Origin of the sequence: Paenibacillus sp. 4624 (assembly GCF_050435065.1) — a bacterium.
GTDB lineage: Bacteria > Bacillota > Bacilli > Paenibacillales > Paenibacillaceae > Paenibacillus > Paenibacillus amylolyticus_D.
The window spans coordinates 561,787-578,979 of record NZ_JBNDJR010000001.1; the positions used below are offsets into that span (position 1 = coordinate 561,787).

The 17,193-nt window shown below is 45.9% G+C and carries 16 protein-coding genes and 1 other RNA gene; 16 read left to right on the forward strand and 1 reads right to left on the reverse strand.

Translation table 11 applies throughout. The annotated features are described in order from the left end of the window. Positions 1-8 precede the first annotated feature (8 nt). From ABIE27_RS02530 to rnpB, 16 genes are all read left to right on the forward strand, one after another. Complete coding sequence (locus ABIE27_RS02530) at positions 9-2,258, forward strand: HD family phosphohydrolase (protein WP_123062568.1); 2,250 nt, start codon at positions 9-11, stop codon at positions 2,256-2,258. Positions 2,259-2,291: 33 nt separating this feature from the next. Further along, on the forward strand, positions 2,292-2,789 hold the full coding sequence (gene ybeY, locus ABIE27_RS02535) for an rRNA maturation RNase YbeY (protein ID WP_123062567.1): 498 nt from the start codon (positions 2,292-2,294) through the stop codon (positions 2,787-2,789). Continuing rightward, the gene (locus tag ABIE27_RS02540; RefSeq protein WP_429349860.1) at positions 2,789-3,166 is read left to right on the forward strand and encodes a diacylglycerol kinase family protein; all 378 of its coding nucleotides are present in this window, start codon (positions 2,789-2,791) and stop codon (positions 3,164-3,166) included. The genes ybeY and ABIE27_RS02540 overlap by 1 nt, the downstream gene beginning before the upstream one ends. Positions 3,167-3,509: 343 nt before the next feature. After that, complete coding sequence (locus ABIE27_RS02545; protein ID WP_123062565.1) at positions 3,510-3,923, forward strand: cytidine deaminase; 414 nt, start codon at positions 3,510-3,512, stop codon at positions 3,921-3,923. Between the two features lie 32 nt (positions 3,924-3,955). Then, positions 3,956-4,855: a GTPase Era gene (gene era, locus ABIE27_RS02550; RefSeq protein WP_123062564.1), complete on the forward strand. Its 900-nt coding sequence runs from the start codon at positions 3,956-3,958 to the stop codon at positions 4,853-4,855. A 122-nt stretch (positions 4,856-4,977) separates the two neighbouring features. Beyond that, a complete protein-coding gene (locus tag ABIE27_RS02555; RefSeq protein WP_123062563.1) occupies positions 4,978-5,118 on the forward strand; it encodes a YqzL family protein in 141 nt (46 codons plus the stop codon). 33 nt (positions 5,119-5,151) lie between these two features. After that, a complete protein-coding gene (gene recO / locus ABIE27_RS02560; protein ID WP_123062562.1) occupies positions 5,152-5,904 on the forward strand; it encodes a DNA repair protein RecO in 753 nt (250 codons plus the stop codon). A gap of 233 nt (positions 5,905-6,137) precedes the next feature. Next, on the forward strand, positions 6,138-6,374 hold the full coding sequence (locus tag ABIE27_RS02565; protein WP_205127904.1) for a hypothetical protein: 237 nt from the start codon (positions 6,138-6,140) through the stop codon (positions 6,372-6,374). Further along, positions 6,322-7,209, forward strand: a complete 888-nt coding sequence (gene glyQ, locus ABIE27_RS02570; protein ID WP_123062561.1) for a glycine--tRNA ligase subunit alpha — start codon at positions 6,322-6,324, stop codon at positions 7,207-7,209. The genes ABIE27_RS02565 and glyQ overlap by 53 nt, the downstream gene beginning before the upstream one ends. Beyond that, positions 7,202-9,277, forward strand: a complete 2,076-nt coding sequence (glyS, locus tag ABIE27_RS02575) for a glycine--tRNA ligase subunit beta (protein WP_429349861.1) — start codon at positions 7,202-7,204, stop codon at positions 9,275-9,277. Before glyQ ends, glyS begins: the two co-directional genes overlap by 8 nt. 205 nt (positions 9,278-9,482) lie before the next feature. Continuing rightward, the gene (locus tag ABIE27_RS02580; protein ID WP_192895042.1) at positions 9,483-9,971 is read left to right on the forward strand and encodes a YaiI/YqxD family protein; all 489 of its coding nucleotides are present in this window, start codon (positions 9,483-9,485) and stop codon (positions 9,969-9,971) included. 47 nt (positions 9,972-10,018) lie between these two features. Further along, a complete protein-coding gene (gene dnaG / locus ABIE27_RS02585; protein WP_123062863.1) occupies positions 10,019-11,839 on the forward strand; it encodes a DNA primase in 1,821 nt (606 codons plus the stop codon). 45 nt (positions 11,840-11,884) lie between these two features. After that, complete coding sequence (rpoD, locus tag ABIE27_RS02590; RefSeq protein WP_110897979.1) at positions 11,885-13,024, forward strand: RNA polymerase sigma factor RpoD; 1,140 nt, start codon at positions 11,885-11,887, stop codon at positions 13,022-13,024. 184 nt (positions 13,025-13,208) lie between these two features. Continuing rightward, positions 13,209-13,967 carry a tRNA (adenine(22)-N(1))-methyltransferase gene (locus tag ABIE27_RS02595; protein WP_429349862.1) on the forward strand — a complete coding sequence of 253 codons (759 nt, stop codon included), beginning with the start codon at positions 13,209-13,211 and terminating at the stop codon, positions 13,965-13,967. Next, the gene (locus tag ABIE27_RS02600; protein ID WP_429349863.1) at positions 13,943-15,058 is read left to right on the forward strand and encodes a Nif3-like dinuclear metal center hexameric protein; all 1,116 of its coding nucleotides are present in this window, start codon (positions 13,943-13,945) and stop codon (positions 15,056-15,058) included. Before ABIE27_RS02595 ends, ABIE27_RS02600 begins: the two co-directional genes overlap by 25 nt. Before the next feature lie 83 nt (positions 15,059-15,141). Continuing rightward, an RNA gene (gene rnpB / locus ABIE27_RS02605) (RNase P RNA component class A) lies at positions 15,142-15,551 on the forward strand. A gap of 307 nt (positions 15,552-15,858) precedes the next feature. Here the strand turns inward: rnpB and ABIE27_RS02610 are convergent. Further along, a complete protein-coding gene (locus tag ABIE27_RS02610) occupies positions 15,859-17,088 on the reverse strand; it encodes a PLP-dependent aminotransferase family protein (RefSeq protein WP_123062557.1) in 1,230 nt (409 codons plus the stop codon). Between the last annotated feature and the right edge of the window lie 105 nt (positions 17,089-17,193).

Here is a 17,193-nt window from a genome sequence, read left to right on the forward strand (position 1 = left end):
TGTCTAAAGTGACCTCGAAAGAAATGTCAAAAGGCAAATCTTTTCAAAATAGAGCGACAGGATGGAAGTATAGCGTGTGGGCGCGCTATCTTCTCTTTTTGTTTTTAGTGATCCTCTTTTACGTGAGTCTTTCTTCCAAACTGTTACCTGAGCGCTACGACATTCAGGAAGGTACTCGCAGTGAGGTGGACATTGTTGCGCCAATGCAGATTCCGAATAACAAGGCTACACTGAAAGCGCAGGAAGAAGCGGCCGAACGTGTGCAGCCGATATATCAGATCGTGCAGATGCGTAATGAGAACCTGATGACAACGCTACTGGATCGCATCGACCGTTTGAATCAGGATGATCAGATCTCAAGTCAGGATAAGATTGATATTTATCGGGATGAGATTCCGCAGCGTCAGAAAGACTTTGTGTCTAACTATATCAATAACAATCGGAAAACTGGTACATACTCCGACACGTTGCTGGAAGAGATTCGAAACGTCGTGCAGGAACAAAGTTACCGTATTCCTGAAGAAACGTATATCAAAATCTCACGTCTGACTTCGGATGATATTCAGGAAATGAAACCTGTCGCAAGAGACATTGTAGCGAGATTGATGACAGACCAGGTTAGTGAGGCTACCACTGCGCGGGCGAAAGTGGCAGAGATGGTCAGTGCAAGTTCGCTTAGCAAACGTACGCAGCGTGAAGTGGTACAGGAGCTTACACGATTGGTGGTAACGGCTAACCGTTTCTATGATGAAGAGGGTACCAAGGAAGCAAAGGTCCAAGCTCGTGAAAATACACCGACGGTGTTTATCAAGCAAGGCGACCCCCTTGTATCTAAAGGGGAGATCATTACCCCGGAAATGTATGCACTGCTTAATGAGAATGATTTGCTGAAAAATGAAGTCAACTACTGGCCGCAGCTGGGATTACTTTTGTTCTCCTGCATGCTGTCGGCTGCGATTTTAATGTTTATTCAGCAAGGCAGTGGAACACATTTCAAATATAATAATGCCCAACTGCTTATGCTTGTTCTCATCTTTATTATTTCAATTGTTGTAATGTATGTGACAGCCTTGATTCAGACCAATGAACGTCCATTTATCGGTTTTCTAGCACCGGTGGCTGTTGGAGCGATGCTGATCGCGCTGCTACTGGATACATCGCTTGCATTTGTGTGCTCGATTCTTATCGGCATACTGTCCAGTATTATTTTGAATACACACCAGGGTCAGCTTTTTGACTTTGAACTTGGCTTCTTTGCAGTTGTCGTTTCGTTTGTAGCGATTTTTGCAACGCACCGAGCGAGTCAGCGATCAACCATCTTAAAAGGAGCTATCATGGTCTGTCTGTTCGGATCTCTAGCTGTCTTTACACTGGCTCTAATTGACACAGGCGATTGGAACAGAACAACAACGCTGTATGGCATTGGATACGCCTTTGCAGGCGGGGTACTCACAGCTATTCTGGTTATCGGGCTGATGCCGTTTTTTGAAACGTCGTTTGGCATTCTATCCGCGCTTAAACTGGTTGAGCTTTCGAATCCAAATCATCCATTACTTCGCAAGTTGCTTACAGAGACACCGGGTACGTATCATCATAGCGTTATGGTTGGCAATCTGTCTGAAGCGGCCGCTGAGGCTATCGGTGCTAATGGATTGTTATGTCGCGTAGGGTCGTATTATCATGATATCGGGAAGACCAAGCGGCCTATCTATTTTATTGAGAACCAAAACAACATGGAGAATCCGCATGATTCGATTGATCCCAAACTAAGTAAGTCCATTATCGTTGCGCATGCGCGGGATGGTGTTGAGATGCAGAAAGACTATAAGTTGCCGAAGCCGATACGGGATATTGCCGAACAACATCACGGTACAACATTCCTCCATTACTTCTACCACAAGGCGCTGCGTCAAGCGGAAGAAGCGGGGATTGAACCGGATTTCACGGAAGAAGATTTTCGTTATCCTGGGCCGAAGGCTCAATCCAAGGAATCTGCTATAGTGGGAATTGCGGATAGTGTAGAAGCGGCTGTGCGCTCACTGCGCAAGCCGACCGTAGAGCAGGTAGAGTCCATGATTGAAAAAATTATCAAAGGTCGCCTGGACGATCATCAGTTTAACGATTGTGACCTTACGATGCGTGAACTAGATATCGTGGCCAAAACATTAAAGGAAACGGTGATGGGCATTTTCCACTCCAGAATCGAGTATCCGGAAGAGATCAAGAAACCAAAACCGACGTCACCTGAAGCCGGTTAATCAATATTACGAGCAGACAGGAGTTATGAAAGAATGAGTCTTAACCTCGCATGGAATAATGAACAACAGGATAAAGAAATTACAGAACCGATGATCGCGATGCTGGAGCAATTGTTGACTCTCGCAGGTGAAGCTGAGGGAATCACGGAAGGAGAAGTCGCGCTCACGTTTGTGGATGATGAGCAGATTCACGAACTGAACCGTGATTATCGTGGTATCGACCGTCCTACAGACGTATTGTCTTTTGCGATGAACGAAACGGTGGATGAAGAGCTCGACATTATCTACGAGCTTGATGAGGACGAGGAAATGGAAGAAATGCCAGATATCCTTGGAGACATCATTATTTCTGTTCCGCGGACGATATTGCAGAGTGAGGAGTATGGACACTCATTTGAGCGTGAGCTTGGATTCCTGTTTGTTCATGGTTTCTTGCACCTGCTTGGTTATGACCATCAGGATGAAGCAAGTGAGGCAGAGATGATGGGGAAACAGGAAGCTGTTCTTGCTCAAGCCGGGTTGACACGATAATGAAAAGGCGCTCCTGGGGTCAGGTATTTCTCAACGCTCTGGAAGGAATTGCTTACGGCTTGCGTACGCAGCGGAATGTTAGAGTTCACACAGGAGTAGCCATTTTGATGTGTGCAGCCGGATTTTTTTTCCACATCTCCAGAACGGACTGGATGTTTGTGTTGACAGCTGTATTTATGGTGCTGGTCACTGAATTGATGAACACAGCCGTAGAAGCCGCTGTTGATTTGGCCCAGCCTGATATTCATCCGCTCGCAAAAGCGGCAAAAGACACCGCGGCTGGAGCGGTTTTACTGGCTGCGGTGTTCGCTGTCATCATAGGATGTATTGTTTTCCTCAAACCGGTTCTTGCCTGGTTAAAGCTGGTGTTTGGATAACAGCGATCGAAAGGTTATTCTGTCATCGGAGTGACTCAGTGTAATCAAAGGTTCTAAGGTTTTATTGTTCTAATTGCATACCACCAATAAAGTGTGCTTCTGCTTTTAAGTTGATTTTCCAGAGATTACACGATAACGGAGAGGACAGAAATAACCAGGAGAAGCGAAGCGCTCGCCTTTATCCTCGGATTTTCACTTTGGGAAAAGTGACCGAAAAAATCCGAGGATAACAGCGATCGAAAGGTTATTCTGTCATCGGAGTGACTCAGTGTAATCAAATGGTTTTAAGCAACTTAACTCAAAGAGCACACCTTTATACACACCCTAAGGGAGAGAAAAATCAATGGATAATGGCTTGTTAATGCAGGAAGCGATAAAGGCACGTACAAAGGCGTATACGCCATATTCCCATTTTGGGGTAGGCGCAGCATTGCTCGATAGCGAAGGACATGTGCATCATGGATGCAACATTGAAAATGCGGCATACACACCGGGCAACTGTGCTGAGCGTACCGCTATGTTCAGTGCTATTGCCGGAGGACATAAGCCGCGCAGTTTCAAAGCGATGGCTATCGTTGGAGATACCGAAGGGCCGATTGCTCCATGTGGCGTATGTCGCCAAGTGATGTTTGAACTGTGTGAGCCGGATATGAAAGTCATTCTGGGTAATTTGAAAGGCGACTTGTTAGAAACGACAGTGGCTGAATTGTTGCCATGGGCGTTTGGCCCCACAGACTTAAACTCTGCCAAAAAATAAAATTCCAGGCCTAGGCGCCTGAGGAGGAACATATGAAAAAACAAGCATTTAAATCCGGATTCGTTGCAATTATCGGACGTCCTAACGTAGGTAAGTCTACTTTGATGAATCAGGTGATTGGTCAGAAAATTGCAATTATGTCGGACAAGCCGCAAACAACGCGTAACAAAATTCACGGGGTTTATACATCCGAAGAACAACAAATCGTTTTCCTGGACACGCCGGGTATTCACAAACGTCAATCCAAGCTCGGGGATTACATGAATGAAACCGCATTGAACACACTTGGCGAGGTTGAAGCTGCTTTGTTTTTGATTGATGCTTCCGAAGGTATGGGGGGCGGGGATCGATACATTGCTGAACAATTGAAAAGCGTGCGGACACCTGTCATTTTGGTCATGAATAAAATTGATAAAATTGCGCCAGAGGCGTTGCTTCCACTGATTGAGGAATATCGCAAACTGCATGATTTTGCCGAGATTGTGCCTGTGTCTGCTATGCTGGGCAGCAATGTGAGCACGCTGCTGGAGCAAATTGGCAAGTATATGCCGGAGGGTCCTCAGTACTATCCGGACGATCAAATAACGGATCACCCTGAGCAGTTTGTCTGCGCAGAGCTTATTCGTGAGAAAATTTTACAAATGACACGCGAAGAAGTACCCCACTCCATCGCTGTGACGATTGAAGATATGAAAGTTCAGGATAACGGTGTCGTATATATATCCGCGGTCATCTTTGTAGAACGTGATTCACAAAAGGGGATCATTATCGGCAAGCAAGGGGCGTTACTTAAAGAGGTAGGTAAGCGCGCTCGTCAAGATATCCAAAATCTGCTTGGTTCCAGAATTTTTATGGATCTGTGGGTTAAAGTGAAAAAAGACTGGAGAAATCAGGATCGCGTTCTGCGTGACCTTGGTTTTGGACGAGAGTAATCGTTACGTAATGTGATATCAGCAAAATGTTTATCCATTAATTGCAACACATAGTTTTCCTTGCAGGACTCCATCCTATCGGGTATAACAGACGTCATTTCCGAAGAGAGGATGAATTTCCGATGCGGGATTTTTCATGGAAGGTATTTTCAATGACAGGGGACGTGGAATCCTATTTGTTATATACCGAGACGTGTAACTCGTCATTACAGGAGTCAGAGACTGCAAGGGAAGTGAGTGAAGATGAAGAAGCTAAAGAATAAAGGGCTGATTCAGGAATGGTTAGGTGACGAGGCATGTTATATAGGGTGGAAGGCATTGTCATCCGCAGCATGGACTACGGTGAGGGAAATAAAATTGTAACGCTTTGCACCGAAAGTGGTGGAAAAGCAGGAGTACTCGTTCGGGGTGCCAAAAAGCCCAAAAGTCGGCATGCTGCACTAGTGCAGCCCTTTACTTATGGACAATATGTTTATTTTCGCAACACAGGCCTTGGTACACTGAATGCTGGAGAAATTATCGAATCCAATCATGAACTCAGGGAAGATTTGGTGAAGGCTGCTTATGCTTCTTATGCATGTGAACTGCTCGATCGAGTACTTCAGGATGAAGAGACGGGAGTGTTTTGGTTCAAGCAATTAAAAGCTTGTTTGCAGGCTTTGAAGGAAGATAAAGATCCTTTAGTCATTATAAGTCTGTATGAGATGAAAATATTACAGGCGGCTGGTTACGGACCACAGTTGGGTGAGTGTATATCGTGCAACCAAGAGCGGCCGGATGAGCAATTATTTATTAGTCCCAGACTTGGCGGTGTCTTATGCAGGGCGTGTAAACATTTTGACCCGCCAGCGACGTCCGTTAGTCCAAAGACTTTGAAGTTGTTGCGCCTGTTTGTGCAACTGGATCTGCAACGCTTGGGAAATATCTCTGTAAGTGAATCTACGCGTAATGAAATTAAAAAGGTCATGCGAGCTTTCATGGATCACCAGCTAGGTTTGAATCTCAAGTCCCGTTCTTTCCTGGATCAAATGGAAAAGTACGGGATTTGAACTGCGTTCATACTTGAAAATAGTTATTGACTTCATCTTTCAATTTATATATTATGAAATATAAATTCTCTTTTTAGAGACATGCATTGAACGAGAAAGTAGGAAACTGGATTCAGAGTATGATTGATACACGTATGAGTTGAGAGAATTAGCTTGTGTATCAATGATAAGCGAGTCAGGGACGGTGAGAGCCTGATTGAATCGGTTTGTGAACAAGGCACTCGGGAGCATGAATGGACACGGAAAAGTGGGCCGGATTAGACAAGGATTTGTTTGATTCAGGCCAAGTAGGGTGGAACCGCGGGAATAGCTCTCGTCCCTACGTCTGTACATCAGGCGTAGTGGGACGAGGGCTATTTATTATTGCCTGTACACCTCCTATGCTTGCTAACAAACTACCCGAAAAGGAGCATGATTATGAATTTTCAGCAGATGATCTTGACGCTGCAACAATTCTGGGCCGAGCATAACTGTATTATCGTTCAGCCATATGACACGGAAAAAGGGGCAGGCACGATGAACCCGATGACCTTTTTACGTTCACTTGGACCAGAGCCTTGGAAAGTGGCTTATGTTGAACCTTCCCGCCGTCCATCCGACGGACGCTATGGTGAGAACCCTAACAGGTTGTATCAGCACCACCAGTTCCAGGTCATTATCAAGCCTTCTCCGGATAATATCCAGGAAATCTACCTGGAAAGTTTGAATCGTCTGGGAATTGATCCGCTCAAGCACGATATCCGGTTTGTTGAAGACAACTGGGAGAATCCTTCGCTTGGTTGCGCAGGTCTTGGCTGGGAAGTATGGCTGGACGGGATGGAAATCACGCAATTTACGTATTTCCAGCAAGTCGGTGGAATCGAAACGAATCCAGTAGCAGTGGAAATTACGTATGGTATGGAGCGTCTTGCTTCTTACATACAGGAAAAAGAAAATGTATTTGATCTTGAATGGGTTGAAGGGATTGCCTATGGCGACGTATTCCGTCAACCTGAATATGAGCATTCCAAGTATACATTTGAAATCTCTGACGTAAAAATGCTATTTACCCTTTTTAATATGTATGAAGATGAAGCGAACAAAGCGATGGCACAGCACTTGGTATTCCCGGCATATGACTATGTGTTGAAGTGTTCCCATACGTTCAACTTGCTCGATGCGCGTGGCGCGATCAGTGTTACAGAACGCACAGGATACATTACCCGTGTCCGCAACCTCGCTCGTCAAGTGGCAGCAACATATGTGGAAGAGCGTGAGAAGCTGGGCTTCCCGCTGATCAAGAAAGGGGGAGCCGAGAATGTCTAAGGATCTGTTGTTTGAGATTGGTCTGGAAGAAGTGCCTGCACGTTTTATGCGCGCAGCTATTGCACAACTTCAGGAACGCATTGTGAAATGGCTTGATTCATCCCGTATTGCTTATGGTGAAGTGCAAGCTTACGCGACACCTCGCCGTCTAGCCATTTTGATTCAGAACGTAGCCGACAAACAGGAAGATGTGGAGGAAGAGGTAAAAGGGCCTTCCCGCAAAATAGCGCTGGATGACAGTGGCAACTGGAGCAAAGCCGCACTTGGATTTGCACGCAGTCAAGGTGTAGAACCTGATCAATTTACCTTCAAAGAACTGAATGGTGTTGAATACATTTATGCAACGAAAAGCAGCAAAGGTGTAGATACAGCATCCGTTATTGGCGAAGGTTTATTATCCGTATTACACGCCATGACTTTCCCTAAATTTATGCGCTGGGCATCCTATGATTTCAAATTTGTTCGCCCTATTCGCTGGATTGTTGCATTGTTTGGCACCGAAGTGATTGATCTTGAAGTAACGGGTGTAAAAGCGGGTAATGTAACGCGTGGGCATCGTTTCCTAGGCAATGAAGCTGTGGTATCTGAGCCTTCGGCGTACATCGATGTGCTTCGTGCTCAGCATGTCATTGCAGATATTTCTGAACGTGAGCAGATGATTGTATCCCAGATCGAGGCACTTGCTGCCGAGAAAAACTGGAATATTGCAATCAAAGAAGATTTGCTTGAAGAGGTACTTTTCCTTGTCGAAGCGCCAACCGTATTATTTGGTACATTTGATTCCTCATTCTTGAACATTCCGCAGGAAGTTTTGATTACCTCCATGCGTGAGCATCAACGTTATTTCCCTGTATTGGACCAGGAAGGTCAGTTGTTGCCGTATTTTGTTACGGTTCGCAATGGTGGCAGTGATTCGCTTGATGTTATCGCTAAAGGTAACGAGAAGGTACTGCGTGCCCGTCTGTCGGATGCAAAATTCTTCTACGAGGAAGACCAGAAGCTGGAGATTAAGGACGCATTGTCCAAGCTCGAAAGCATCGTCTTCCAAGAAGAACTTGGCACGGTGGGAGATAAGGTTCGCCGCATTCGCAAAATTGCTGACATCCTGGCTACGAAATTGCAAGTATCTGGTGATGTGGCTGAATCGGTTAGCCGATCCGCAGATATCTGCAAATTTGATCTGGTTACGCTGATGGTTGGTGAATTCCCTGAATTGCAAGGTGTAATGGGTGAGGATTACGCTCGCAAAGCTGGTGAAAAAGAAGAAGTTGCTAAGGCTGTATTCGAGCATTATCAACCTCGTTTCGCTGGCGATCAATCTCCTGCATCTCTTGTAGGTGCAATTGTTAGTGCAGCGGACAAAATGGATACAATTGTAGGATGTTTCTCTATTAATATTATTCCTACAGGTTCTCAAGATCCGTATGCACTTCGCCGCCAAGCAGCAGGTATTGTACAAATCTTGCTGGATCATCAACTTCCGCTGACCTTATCCGATGTGTTCGGCGCAGCACTTGAAGTTCACGCTCAGATGAATCTGTTGAAACGTGCAGATGCAGAAGTGCGTAAAGATTTGCAGGACTTCTTCGCATTGCGTGTGAAAAAATTGCTATCGGAAACGGTACGTTATGACGTTGTTGATGCAGTGATTGCTTCCGGTTTCGATGATATCAGTGCAATTGTTCCAAAAGGTGAAGCGTTGATGAAAGCCGTACTGGCGGCGGAAGAATTCAAAACAACGCTGGAATCGTTCAACCGTGTAGGAAACCTGGCAAGTAAAGCATCAAACGCTTCGGTACATCCTGAACTGTTTGTAGAAGATGGGGAGCGTCAGCTGTTTGATGCCTGGAATCAAACGAACGAAACTTATCGCGATGCATTGTCTAAGCATAATGCTTCAGAAGCTTTGGCTATCGCTTCAGCATGGAAGGGTGCTATCACGCTGTTCTTTGATTCGGTTATGGTTATGGCGGAAGATGATGCGGTGCGTGCGAATCGACTGGCCCTTCTTGCTGCCATAGATCAAGATTTGAAAGGTTTTGCTGATTTCTCCAAACTGGTTGGATAAGCTCTGCAGTTCAATGATTATCTTTGTACTTTTCAGCAAAACATAAGTACAGTATTAAAGAACGAAATATGAGGGTATAAATATACGGAACGGGTTGTTTAATGTTTTAAATAACCGCTCCGTATTTTAGCCTCTGTTTTTTCTCCATTAGACACAGAAGGATTTTCAGTGACTGGGGTCGTATATTACAATATGCAGATATTTTATGAAGCCGGGTGGTATAGGTTTGAGTGAATTGAATATACGTCACATCGTTGTTGATGGAGATGCTTGCCCGGTTAAGACCGAGATTGCCAATACTGCACGTCTCTTTCAGGTTCCTGTTTTGCTTGTCTCTTCCTTTGACCATTTGCTACAAGGGGGAGAGGGGGTGCGGACCGTGCAAGTAGACCGCAGTGATCAAAGCGCAGATCTGTACATTGCGAATCATATTAAGCCGTATGATGTGGTTATTACGCAAGATTATGGCCTAGCGGCGCTGGCTCTTGGCAAACGTTGTTATGTTTTATCGTTTAGAGGTCGAGAATTTAAAGATCAAGATATTGATTTTATGCTCGATTCCCGTCATACTGCGGCCAAAGCTAGACGCAGGGGGCATTATGGGAAAGGCCCAAAACCCTTTACAGAGCAGGATCGAGAAATTTTTCAACATAAACTGACAAAACTTTTGAAAGATTTGCAGGAGAATGTGTAAGTTTATCGAATTATATTTACGTGTTAGAAGAGATGAAGGTGGCCGAGATGAGTACCGGACAAGGCGGTATACCCGAAAGTATTATTGAATCGGTATTGCAACAGCATGATATCGTCGATACGGTAAGCCGATTTGTGCATCTGACCAAGCAGGGGAAGTACATGAAAGGCCTCTGCCCTTTTCATTCCGAGAAGACGCCTTCGTTCACCGTTACACCTGAGAAACAGATTTTCTATTGCTACGGTTGCGGCACGGGCGGAAATGCCATCAAATTTAGGATGGAAATCGAAGGGTTATCCTTTCCCGAGGCTGTCAAAACGATGGCAGAAGAAAGTCATATCTCCATGGGTGACTGGCAGGGGCGTGAATCCGCTCATGTAAATCCGGAGACGGCACGTCTGCTGGAAGCTTATGAGCTTACCTCGAAGCTGTATCATTTTCTGTTGAAAAATACAGAGCATGGCAAAGTAGCCATGGAATATTTACGCTCACGAGGTATTGGTGACAAATTGATTGATCAGTTCCAGATTGGTTATGCACCAAATCGTTGGGACACGCTCGTGCAATTTCTGGAAAAGCGCAACTATCCGCTAGAAGAGATGGAACGAGGCGGACTTCTGTCAGAGCGAAGTGAAGGTCAAGGATATGTGGACAAATTCAGAGATCGAATCATGTTTCCAATCCATGGTAGAAGCGGCAAACCGATTGCATTTGCAGGCCGGATTCTGGGAGAGGGACAGCCGAAATATTTGAACTCACCAGAAACCAGGTTGTTCAACAAAGGCCGTGTTCTCTACAATCTGCACCAAGCTAAAAATGCAATACGCAAACAGAGACAGGTCATTTTGTTTGAAGGCTACGGCGATGTTATCTCTGCGTGGGATCAGGACGTTCAGAATGGTGTCGCAGCCATGGGGACGGCGCTTACGGAAAATCAGGCTCTGATGATCAAAGGCATGTGTGATGAGGTTATCCTCTGTTATGATGGCGACCGAGCCGGACAGGCTGCGGCAATGAAAAACTTCCCCATTTTGGAGGAGGCTGGGTTGCAGGTTAAGGTGGCGCTCATTCCTGAAGGGCTTGATCCAGATGATTTTATCCGAAAGCACGGCGGTGAACGATTCCGTAACCAGATTGTAGATGGTGCCGTAACAACTACAAAATTTAAGCTTATAAACCTCAAGAAAAACCATATACTGCTAGAAGGCGGCGGACAAATCGCTTATTCCAAAGAAGCAGTGAAATTGATTGCTCCCTTGTCCTCACCAACAGAGCGTGAAGTGTATCTTCGTGAACTTGCTGCTGAAGTCGACGTATCCTTCGAAACATTGAAGCAAGAATGTAACGAGGAACGGGAAGCGATGAAAAATAACGAGGATTATGGGGATAATAACCCGAAAAGGTGGAATAATGGTAGGCAACAAAATAGGCAGGTACCTACACCCAATCTGTTGCCGGCATACCATGCTGCTGAGCGCAAGCTGATTGCCTGGATGTTACAGGATGATGAAGCGGCTCAGTATGTAAATGAACATCTTGGCGAAGCTTTTAACTTAGATGATCATGCAGCAATTGCTGCTTATCTATATGCCTATTATGCACAGGGCAAACCGCCGGATACAAGTCGTTTTATGTCTTCGCTACATGATGATCGTCTGGAGAAGACGGTCAGCTCAATCTCGATGATGGATGGCCCAGGTGAATGGAGCGTCCAAGTGCTCGATGATTGCATCAGGGAAGTGTTGAAGTATCCGCGCAAAAAACAGTACGATTTAAAAAAGGAAGAAATGATTGCTGCAGAGCGGGCAGGGGATTCTGTACGCGCGGCACAAATTGCACTTGAGATGATTGCCCTAGAGAGACAGTGAACGTCTGGATGACTTGGATGTTTCTAGGGAGGAGGGAGTCGAGTTATGGCGAATGATCAGCATACTGAACTAGAAACAGAATTGACACTGGATCAGGTTAAAGATCAATTGATTGAATCAGGTAAGAAAAGAGCTTCACTCAACTATAAGGAAATTATTGAGAAACTTTCTCCATTTGAGCAGGATGCAGAGCAAATGGATGAGTTTTACGAACAACTCAGCGACCTCGGTATTGATGTTGTTAACGAAAATGATGAAGAGGTGACTCTTCGTCCCAACGATGATTCCGAAAATGGCGGCAGAGATGGAGACGATGAGTTCCACTTTGATGATGATCTGAGCTTGCCACCTGGTATCAAAATTAATGACCCTGTACGGATGTACCTGAAGGAGATCGGACGTGTACCTTTGTTGTCCGCTGATGACGAGGTGCAACTCGCAAAACGGATCGAAAACGGGGATGAAGAAGCGAAACGCCGTTTGGCTGAAGCCAACCTTCGTCTCGTTGTAAGTATTGCCAAACGTTATGTAGGACGCGGAATGCTGTTCCTTGATCTGATTCAGGAAGGTAACATGGGTCTGATTAAAGCGGTAGAGAAGTTTGACCATAAAAAGGGTTACAAGTTCAGTACGTATGCGACATGGTGGATTCGTCAGGCGATTACACGTGCGATTGCTGACCAAGCGCGTACCATCCGTATCCCTGTGCACATGGTAGAAACCATTAATAAGCTGATTCGGGTATCCCGTCAACTATTGCAGGAACTTGGACGCGAACCGACTCCTGAAGAAATCGCTGCGGAGATGGATCTAAGCGTAGAAAAAGTGCGTGAGATTACAAAGATTGCTCAGGAACCGGTTTCCTTGGAAACACCAATCGGTGAAGAAGACGATTCCCATCTGGGTGATTTCATCGAAGATCAGGAAGCACTGGCTCCTGCAGATGCTGCTGCCTATGAGCTTTTGAAAGAGCAACTTGAAGATGTTCTGGACACATTGACGGAGCGTGAAGAAAATGTTCTTCGTCTGCGTTTTGGTCTGGATGATGGACGTACGAGAACACTCGAAGAAGTTGGTAAAGTGTTTGGTGTTACGCGTGAGCGTATTCGTCAGATTGAAGCCAAGGCTCTTCGTAAATTGCGTCACCCGAGTCGAAGCAAACGACTTAAGGATTTCCTCGAATAATTGAACTGTAGGAGACTTTCTGCGAGACGCTTTGGCGGCGGCGGGGTCTCCTTTCGTTTTAATTTGAACGGTTAGATTTCTTTCTTTTGGAAATTCATCCTTGAAATGTTTGATTGGATTTTATTTTATCGCTTTTCTTTACGCAATGCAAATCAATAAATTAAAAGAATGGTGTAGGTGCTCCATGAAACTTTCGAATCGATTACAACAAATACTTGATCAAATTCCTGAAGGCAGCCGGATGGCGGATATTGGATCAGACCACGCTTTACTACCTGTCGCTGCAATCCGTAGCGGAAAAGCGGTGAGTGCAATAGCTGGGGAAGTCAATCCTGGTCCTTATGATGCCGCTTCTAAACAAGTCAGTGATGCCGGACTTAAAACGCAAATTACGGTACGTCGTGGAGATGGTCTCGATGTCATTACTGCTGGAGAAGTCGATGTAATTACCATTGCTGGCATGGGCGGCGCACTGATCGCTTCCATTTTAGACCGGGGAATCTCCAAACTGGAAGGTGTACAGTTATTGATTCTGCAGCCCAATGTAGGCGAGGATATCTTGCGACGCTGGCTACTCCAGCATCACTGGGTTGTTGTGGCTGAGAAACTTCTTGAAGAAGATGGCAAGATTTATGAAATTATTACCGCAATGCCGGAGGATGGTAGCCCAATCACGAATGAAGAGGTATACCGTGCTCGTCCCCTGCAGGGTGAGGTGGAGTTGACGGAAGATTTGCTGTTACGTATGGGGCCATACTTGGTAGACCGTGCAACGGACGTATTTTTTTCCAAATGGGAAAGTGAGATACTCAAATTAGAGAGCGTGGTGCAATCCATCTCCAAGTCCGATCAAGATGCTTCCAGGGACAAAGCAGCAGAGGTGGAACAGCTTATCACGAGTTTGAAGGAGGTACTGGCATGTTTGCCAAAGGTCAAACCGTAATTCAATTGATGGAGCAACTTGCTCCCAAACATCTGGCTGTACCCGACGACCGTATTGGTCTGCAACTGGGAAGTTTGCAAAAGGACATTACTCATGTGCTTGTAGCGCTGGACGTCACAAACGAGGTTGTGGATGAAGCGATTCGGATCGGAGCCAATCTGATTATTGCCCATCATGCTATTATTTTCCGTCCCGTAAAATCACTCAGCACGGATACGCCTATGGGCAAATTGTACGAAAAGTTGATCAAGCATGATATCGCGGTTTACATCAGTCATACGAATCTCGACGTTGCTGAGGGTGGTATCAATGACTGGATGGCTGAGGCGCTTGGCATTGAGAGCAAGGAATCGCTCGAGGATGTGCACACAGATCAGTTGTACAAGCTGGCGGTATTTGTGCCTAGAACGCATCATGAGCAGGTACTACAGGCGATTTTGGAAGCGGGAGCAGGCAGCATCGGTCAATATAATAAATGCAGTTTTAGCACGGAAGGAACAGGTACATTTGTACCTGGTGAAGGGACGCAGCCGTTTATCGGATCACAGGGACAGATGGAACGTGTGGAAGAGATACGCATTGAAACGGTCGTACCTCAAAGTTTGCGGGGCAAGGTCATACAGGCGATGTTAAAGGCGCATCCGTACGAAGAAGTGGCATATGATCTTTATGCAATGGATTTAAAAGGGCGCACACTTGGCCTAGGACGTCTTGGTCCTCTTCAGGAGCCTAAAACACTTGGCGAACTGGTAGAGGTCGTGAAAGCCCAATTAAATGTGCCTCATGTACGCGTTGTCGGTGATTTGAGCAAAAGGATCAAGAAAGCGGCTGTGCTCGGCGGCTCGGGTAGTCGTTATGCGCTTACTGCACGCTTCAAGGGTGCGGATGTCATTGTAACCGGAGATATTGATTACCACACGGCACATGACGCGCTGATGGCTGGGATGTGCATTATTGATCCGGGTCATAACACGGAGAAAATCATGAAACCTAAAACAGCAGATTGGCTTCGTGTCCGGCTAGAGGATCAGCGATATGAGACACAGGTGACTGCATCCGAGGTAGATACCGAAGTATTTCGCTTTCTGTAAAAGCGAGCATGTTAGTCTGATTTCCATTAATATTTAGCTTGTGTGGGACAGCAAATGCCTGTATACTATGTAATGTTGTTCGGAAAGCTTGACAGACAATCGCTGGTGGCCTTTGTTGCCACGAGAGGAAAGTCCGGGCTCCACAGGGCAGGATGCTGGATAACGTCCAGTCAGCGCGAGTTGAAGGATAGTGCCACAGAAATGGACCGCCGATGGCCGGGTTTTCCGGCACAGGCAAGGATGGAACCGAGGTGTAAGAGACCCCGAGGAACGCTGGTGACTTCGTTCCTGGTAAACCCCATCTGGAGCAAGACCTAATGGGACACGGTCTCCTCTTTGGAGGAGACAGCCTTAGCCCGAGGTGTGTCTAGGTTGGTCGCTTGAGCTGTGCAGCAATGCATGGCCTAGATAGATGATTGTCGCTTCTGGTGGGAGGGTAGTTCCCGTTTGAACCACGAAGAGCACAGAACCCGGCTTACGGTAAGCTTTCCTAACTGCAACAACAATAGTTAACAACATCAGAGTTTTGATGTTAGGCATTATCAATGCTCATCACATGAGGAACTTTTCAAAATTGACCTTTTAAAATGTAATGCTCCTGTTCGCGCCAGGACAGGTTATATAAAATAAGGCGGCAGATTCGTTTTAACGAATCTGCCGCCTTATTTTTTATTTATATATCATGTGTGAAAAGAGAAACACCCACGCATAAAGAAACCGCCTATCCCTTATATGGAATAAGCGGCTAACTGTTATGTTGATCAATTACAGATGATTACAGTTACATGCTTGCCTGTTAGTTACATGGTAACGACATGATCTGATTGATTGGAAGCATGCCAGCGCTGAATCGCGCGATCCATTCGCTGGGCGGCCTCAGGAAGAAGTTCAGGGTCAGTATGCGTAAAGTTAATACGCATCCGGTTAAGCTCTGGTGTGCCGGCATAGAAGGAATCTCCAGGCACGATGCACACTTTTTCCTGAATGCCATAAGTAAATAGATTGCTAGCGAGCATGCCTTCAGGCAATTGCAACCATAGGAACATCCCACCTTGTGGAGAATTCCATGTAATTCCATCCCAAGATTTAGAAGCCATGAGTGTAGTTAGCTTTTTCATGCGTTCTTCATAGTCCTGAGAGATGTGACGAATGTGGCCATCCAAATCAAAGGTTTCAAGCAAGGCATGGAGTGCACGCTGATCGATGCTGCTCGAATGCAAGTCTGCACCCTGTTTGGCTCTAGCAGCGATTTTTACAATATCTGGAGCGGCTAGAATCCAGCCCGTACGAAGACCTGGGGCTACCGTTTTGGAAAAAGTGCTGGTGTAAATTACGTTAGATGGTCCTTCATAGGAAGCGGCATCCAGTGCAGCGAGAGCGGGTACGTCCAGCTGTTCCGGGTTAAAGCGAATTTCGCCATAAGGGTCATCTTCCAGAATAAGCACACCATATTTGCGGCACAAATCGACGGCTTGTTGTCTTCTTTCTCGTGACCAGACTTTTCCTGTCGGATTGGAGAACGTAGGGTTGATGTAGACGAGTTTAGGGCGGTGTAGCTGAAGCAGTTCTTCGAGTGATTCAGGCAACATGCCGTGATCATCACAGGCCACCCCATGAGAGACTCCTTGATAGGATTGAATGACTTGCAAGGCAGCTAAATAAGTGGGGGATTCCACGAGCACGCGATCACCAGGATCTAAAAGGATTCGGCAGATGAGATCAATAGATTGCTGTGATCCAGTAGTCAAAAGCATATGATCAGGTGATGCCGGAAGTCCTTTCGATTCCAGGCGCTCGGCGATTTTGACACGAAGAGGACGGTAACCTTCCGTTTCTGCATATTGAAGAGCGGCTGATCCGCTCATAAATACTTTTTCATACGCCAGACGAATAGCTTCCAGCGGAAATGAAGTCTGTGCTGGCAATCCACCAGCAAGTGATATCATTCCAGGTGCCTGAGCAGCCTGCAACATGTCGCGAACGACAGAGGACGGTGTGTTTTGTGCCATTTTAGACCAGGGTGTACTCATATTATTCTCATCTCCTGTTATTCACTGTTATACTGATACTATAACCTATATTAGACGTAGCACACTATAACAGTAAAACAACGATCATAACAGTTAGGGGCGATG

Coding starts and splice junctions, on each gene's coding strand:
- ybeY (WP_123062567.1), top strand. CDS start 2,292: ATGAGTCTTAACCTCGCATGGAATAATGAACAACAGGATAAAGAAATT.
- ABIE27_RS02540 (WP_429349860.1), top strand. CDS start 2,789: ATGAAAAGGCGCTCCTGGGGTCAGGTATTTCTCAACGCTCTGGAAGGA.
- ABIE27_RS02545 (WP_123062565.1), top strand. CDS start 3,510: ATGGATAATGGCTTGTTAATGCAGGAAGCGATAAAGGCACGTACAAAG.
- era (WP_123062564.1), top strand. CDS start 3,956: ATGAAAAAACAAGCATTTAAATCCGGATTCGTTGCAATTATCGGACGT.
- ABIE27_RS02555 (WP_123062563.1), top strand. CDS start 4,978: ATGCGGGATTTTTCATGGAAGGTATTTTCAATGACAGGGGACGTGGAA.
- recO (WP_123062562.1), top strand. CDS start 5,152: ATGTTATATAGGGTGGAAGGCATTGTCATCCGCAGCATGGACTACGGT.
- ABIE27_RS02565 (WP_205127904.1), top strand. CDS start 6,138: ATGGACACGGAAAAGTGGGCCGGATTAGACAAGGATTTGTTTGATTCA.
- glyQ (WP_123062561.1), top strand. CDS start 6,322: ATGAATTTTCAGCAGATGATCTTGACGCTGCAACAATTCTGGGCCGAG.
- glyS (WP_429349861.1), top strand. CDS start 7,202: ATGTCTAAGGATCTGTTGTTTGAGATTGGTCTGGAAGAAGTGCCTGCA.
- ABIE27_RS02580 (WP_192895042.1), top strand. CDS start 9,483: ATGAAGCCGGGTGGTATAGGTTTGAGTGAATTGAATATACGTCACATC.
- dnaG (WP_123062863.1), top strand. CDS start 10,019: ATGAGTACCGGACAAGGCGGTATACCCGAAAGTATTATTGAATCGGTA.
- rpoD (WP_110897979.1), top strand. CDS start 11,885: ATGGCGAATGATCAGCATACTGAACTAGAAACAGAATTGACACTGGAT.
- ABIE27_RS02595 (WP_429349862.1), top strand. CDS start 13,209: ATGAAACTTTCGAATCGATTACAACAAATACTTGATCAAATTCCTGAA.
- ABIE27_RS02600 (WP_429349863.1), top strand. CDS start 13,943: ATGTTTGCCAAAGGTCAAACCGTAATTCAATTGATGGAGCAACTTGCT.
- ABIE27_RS02610 (WP_123062557.1), bottom strand. CDS start 17,088: ATGAGTACACCCTGGTCTAAAATGGCACAAAACACACCGTCCTCTGTC.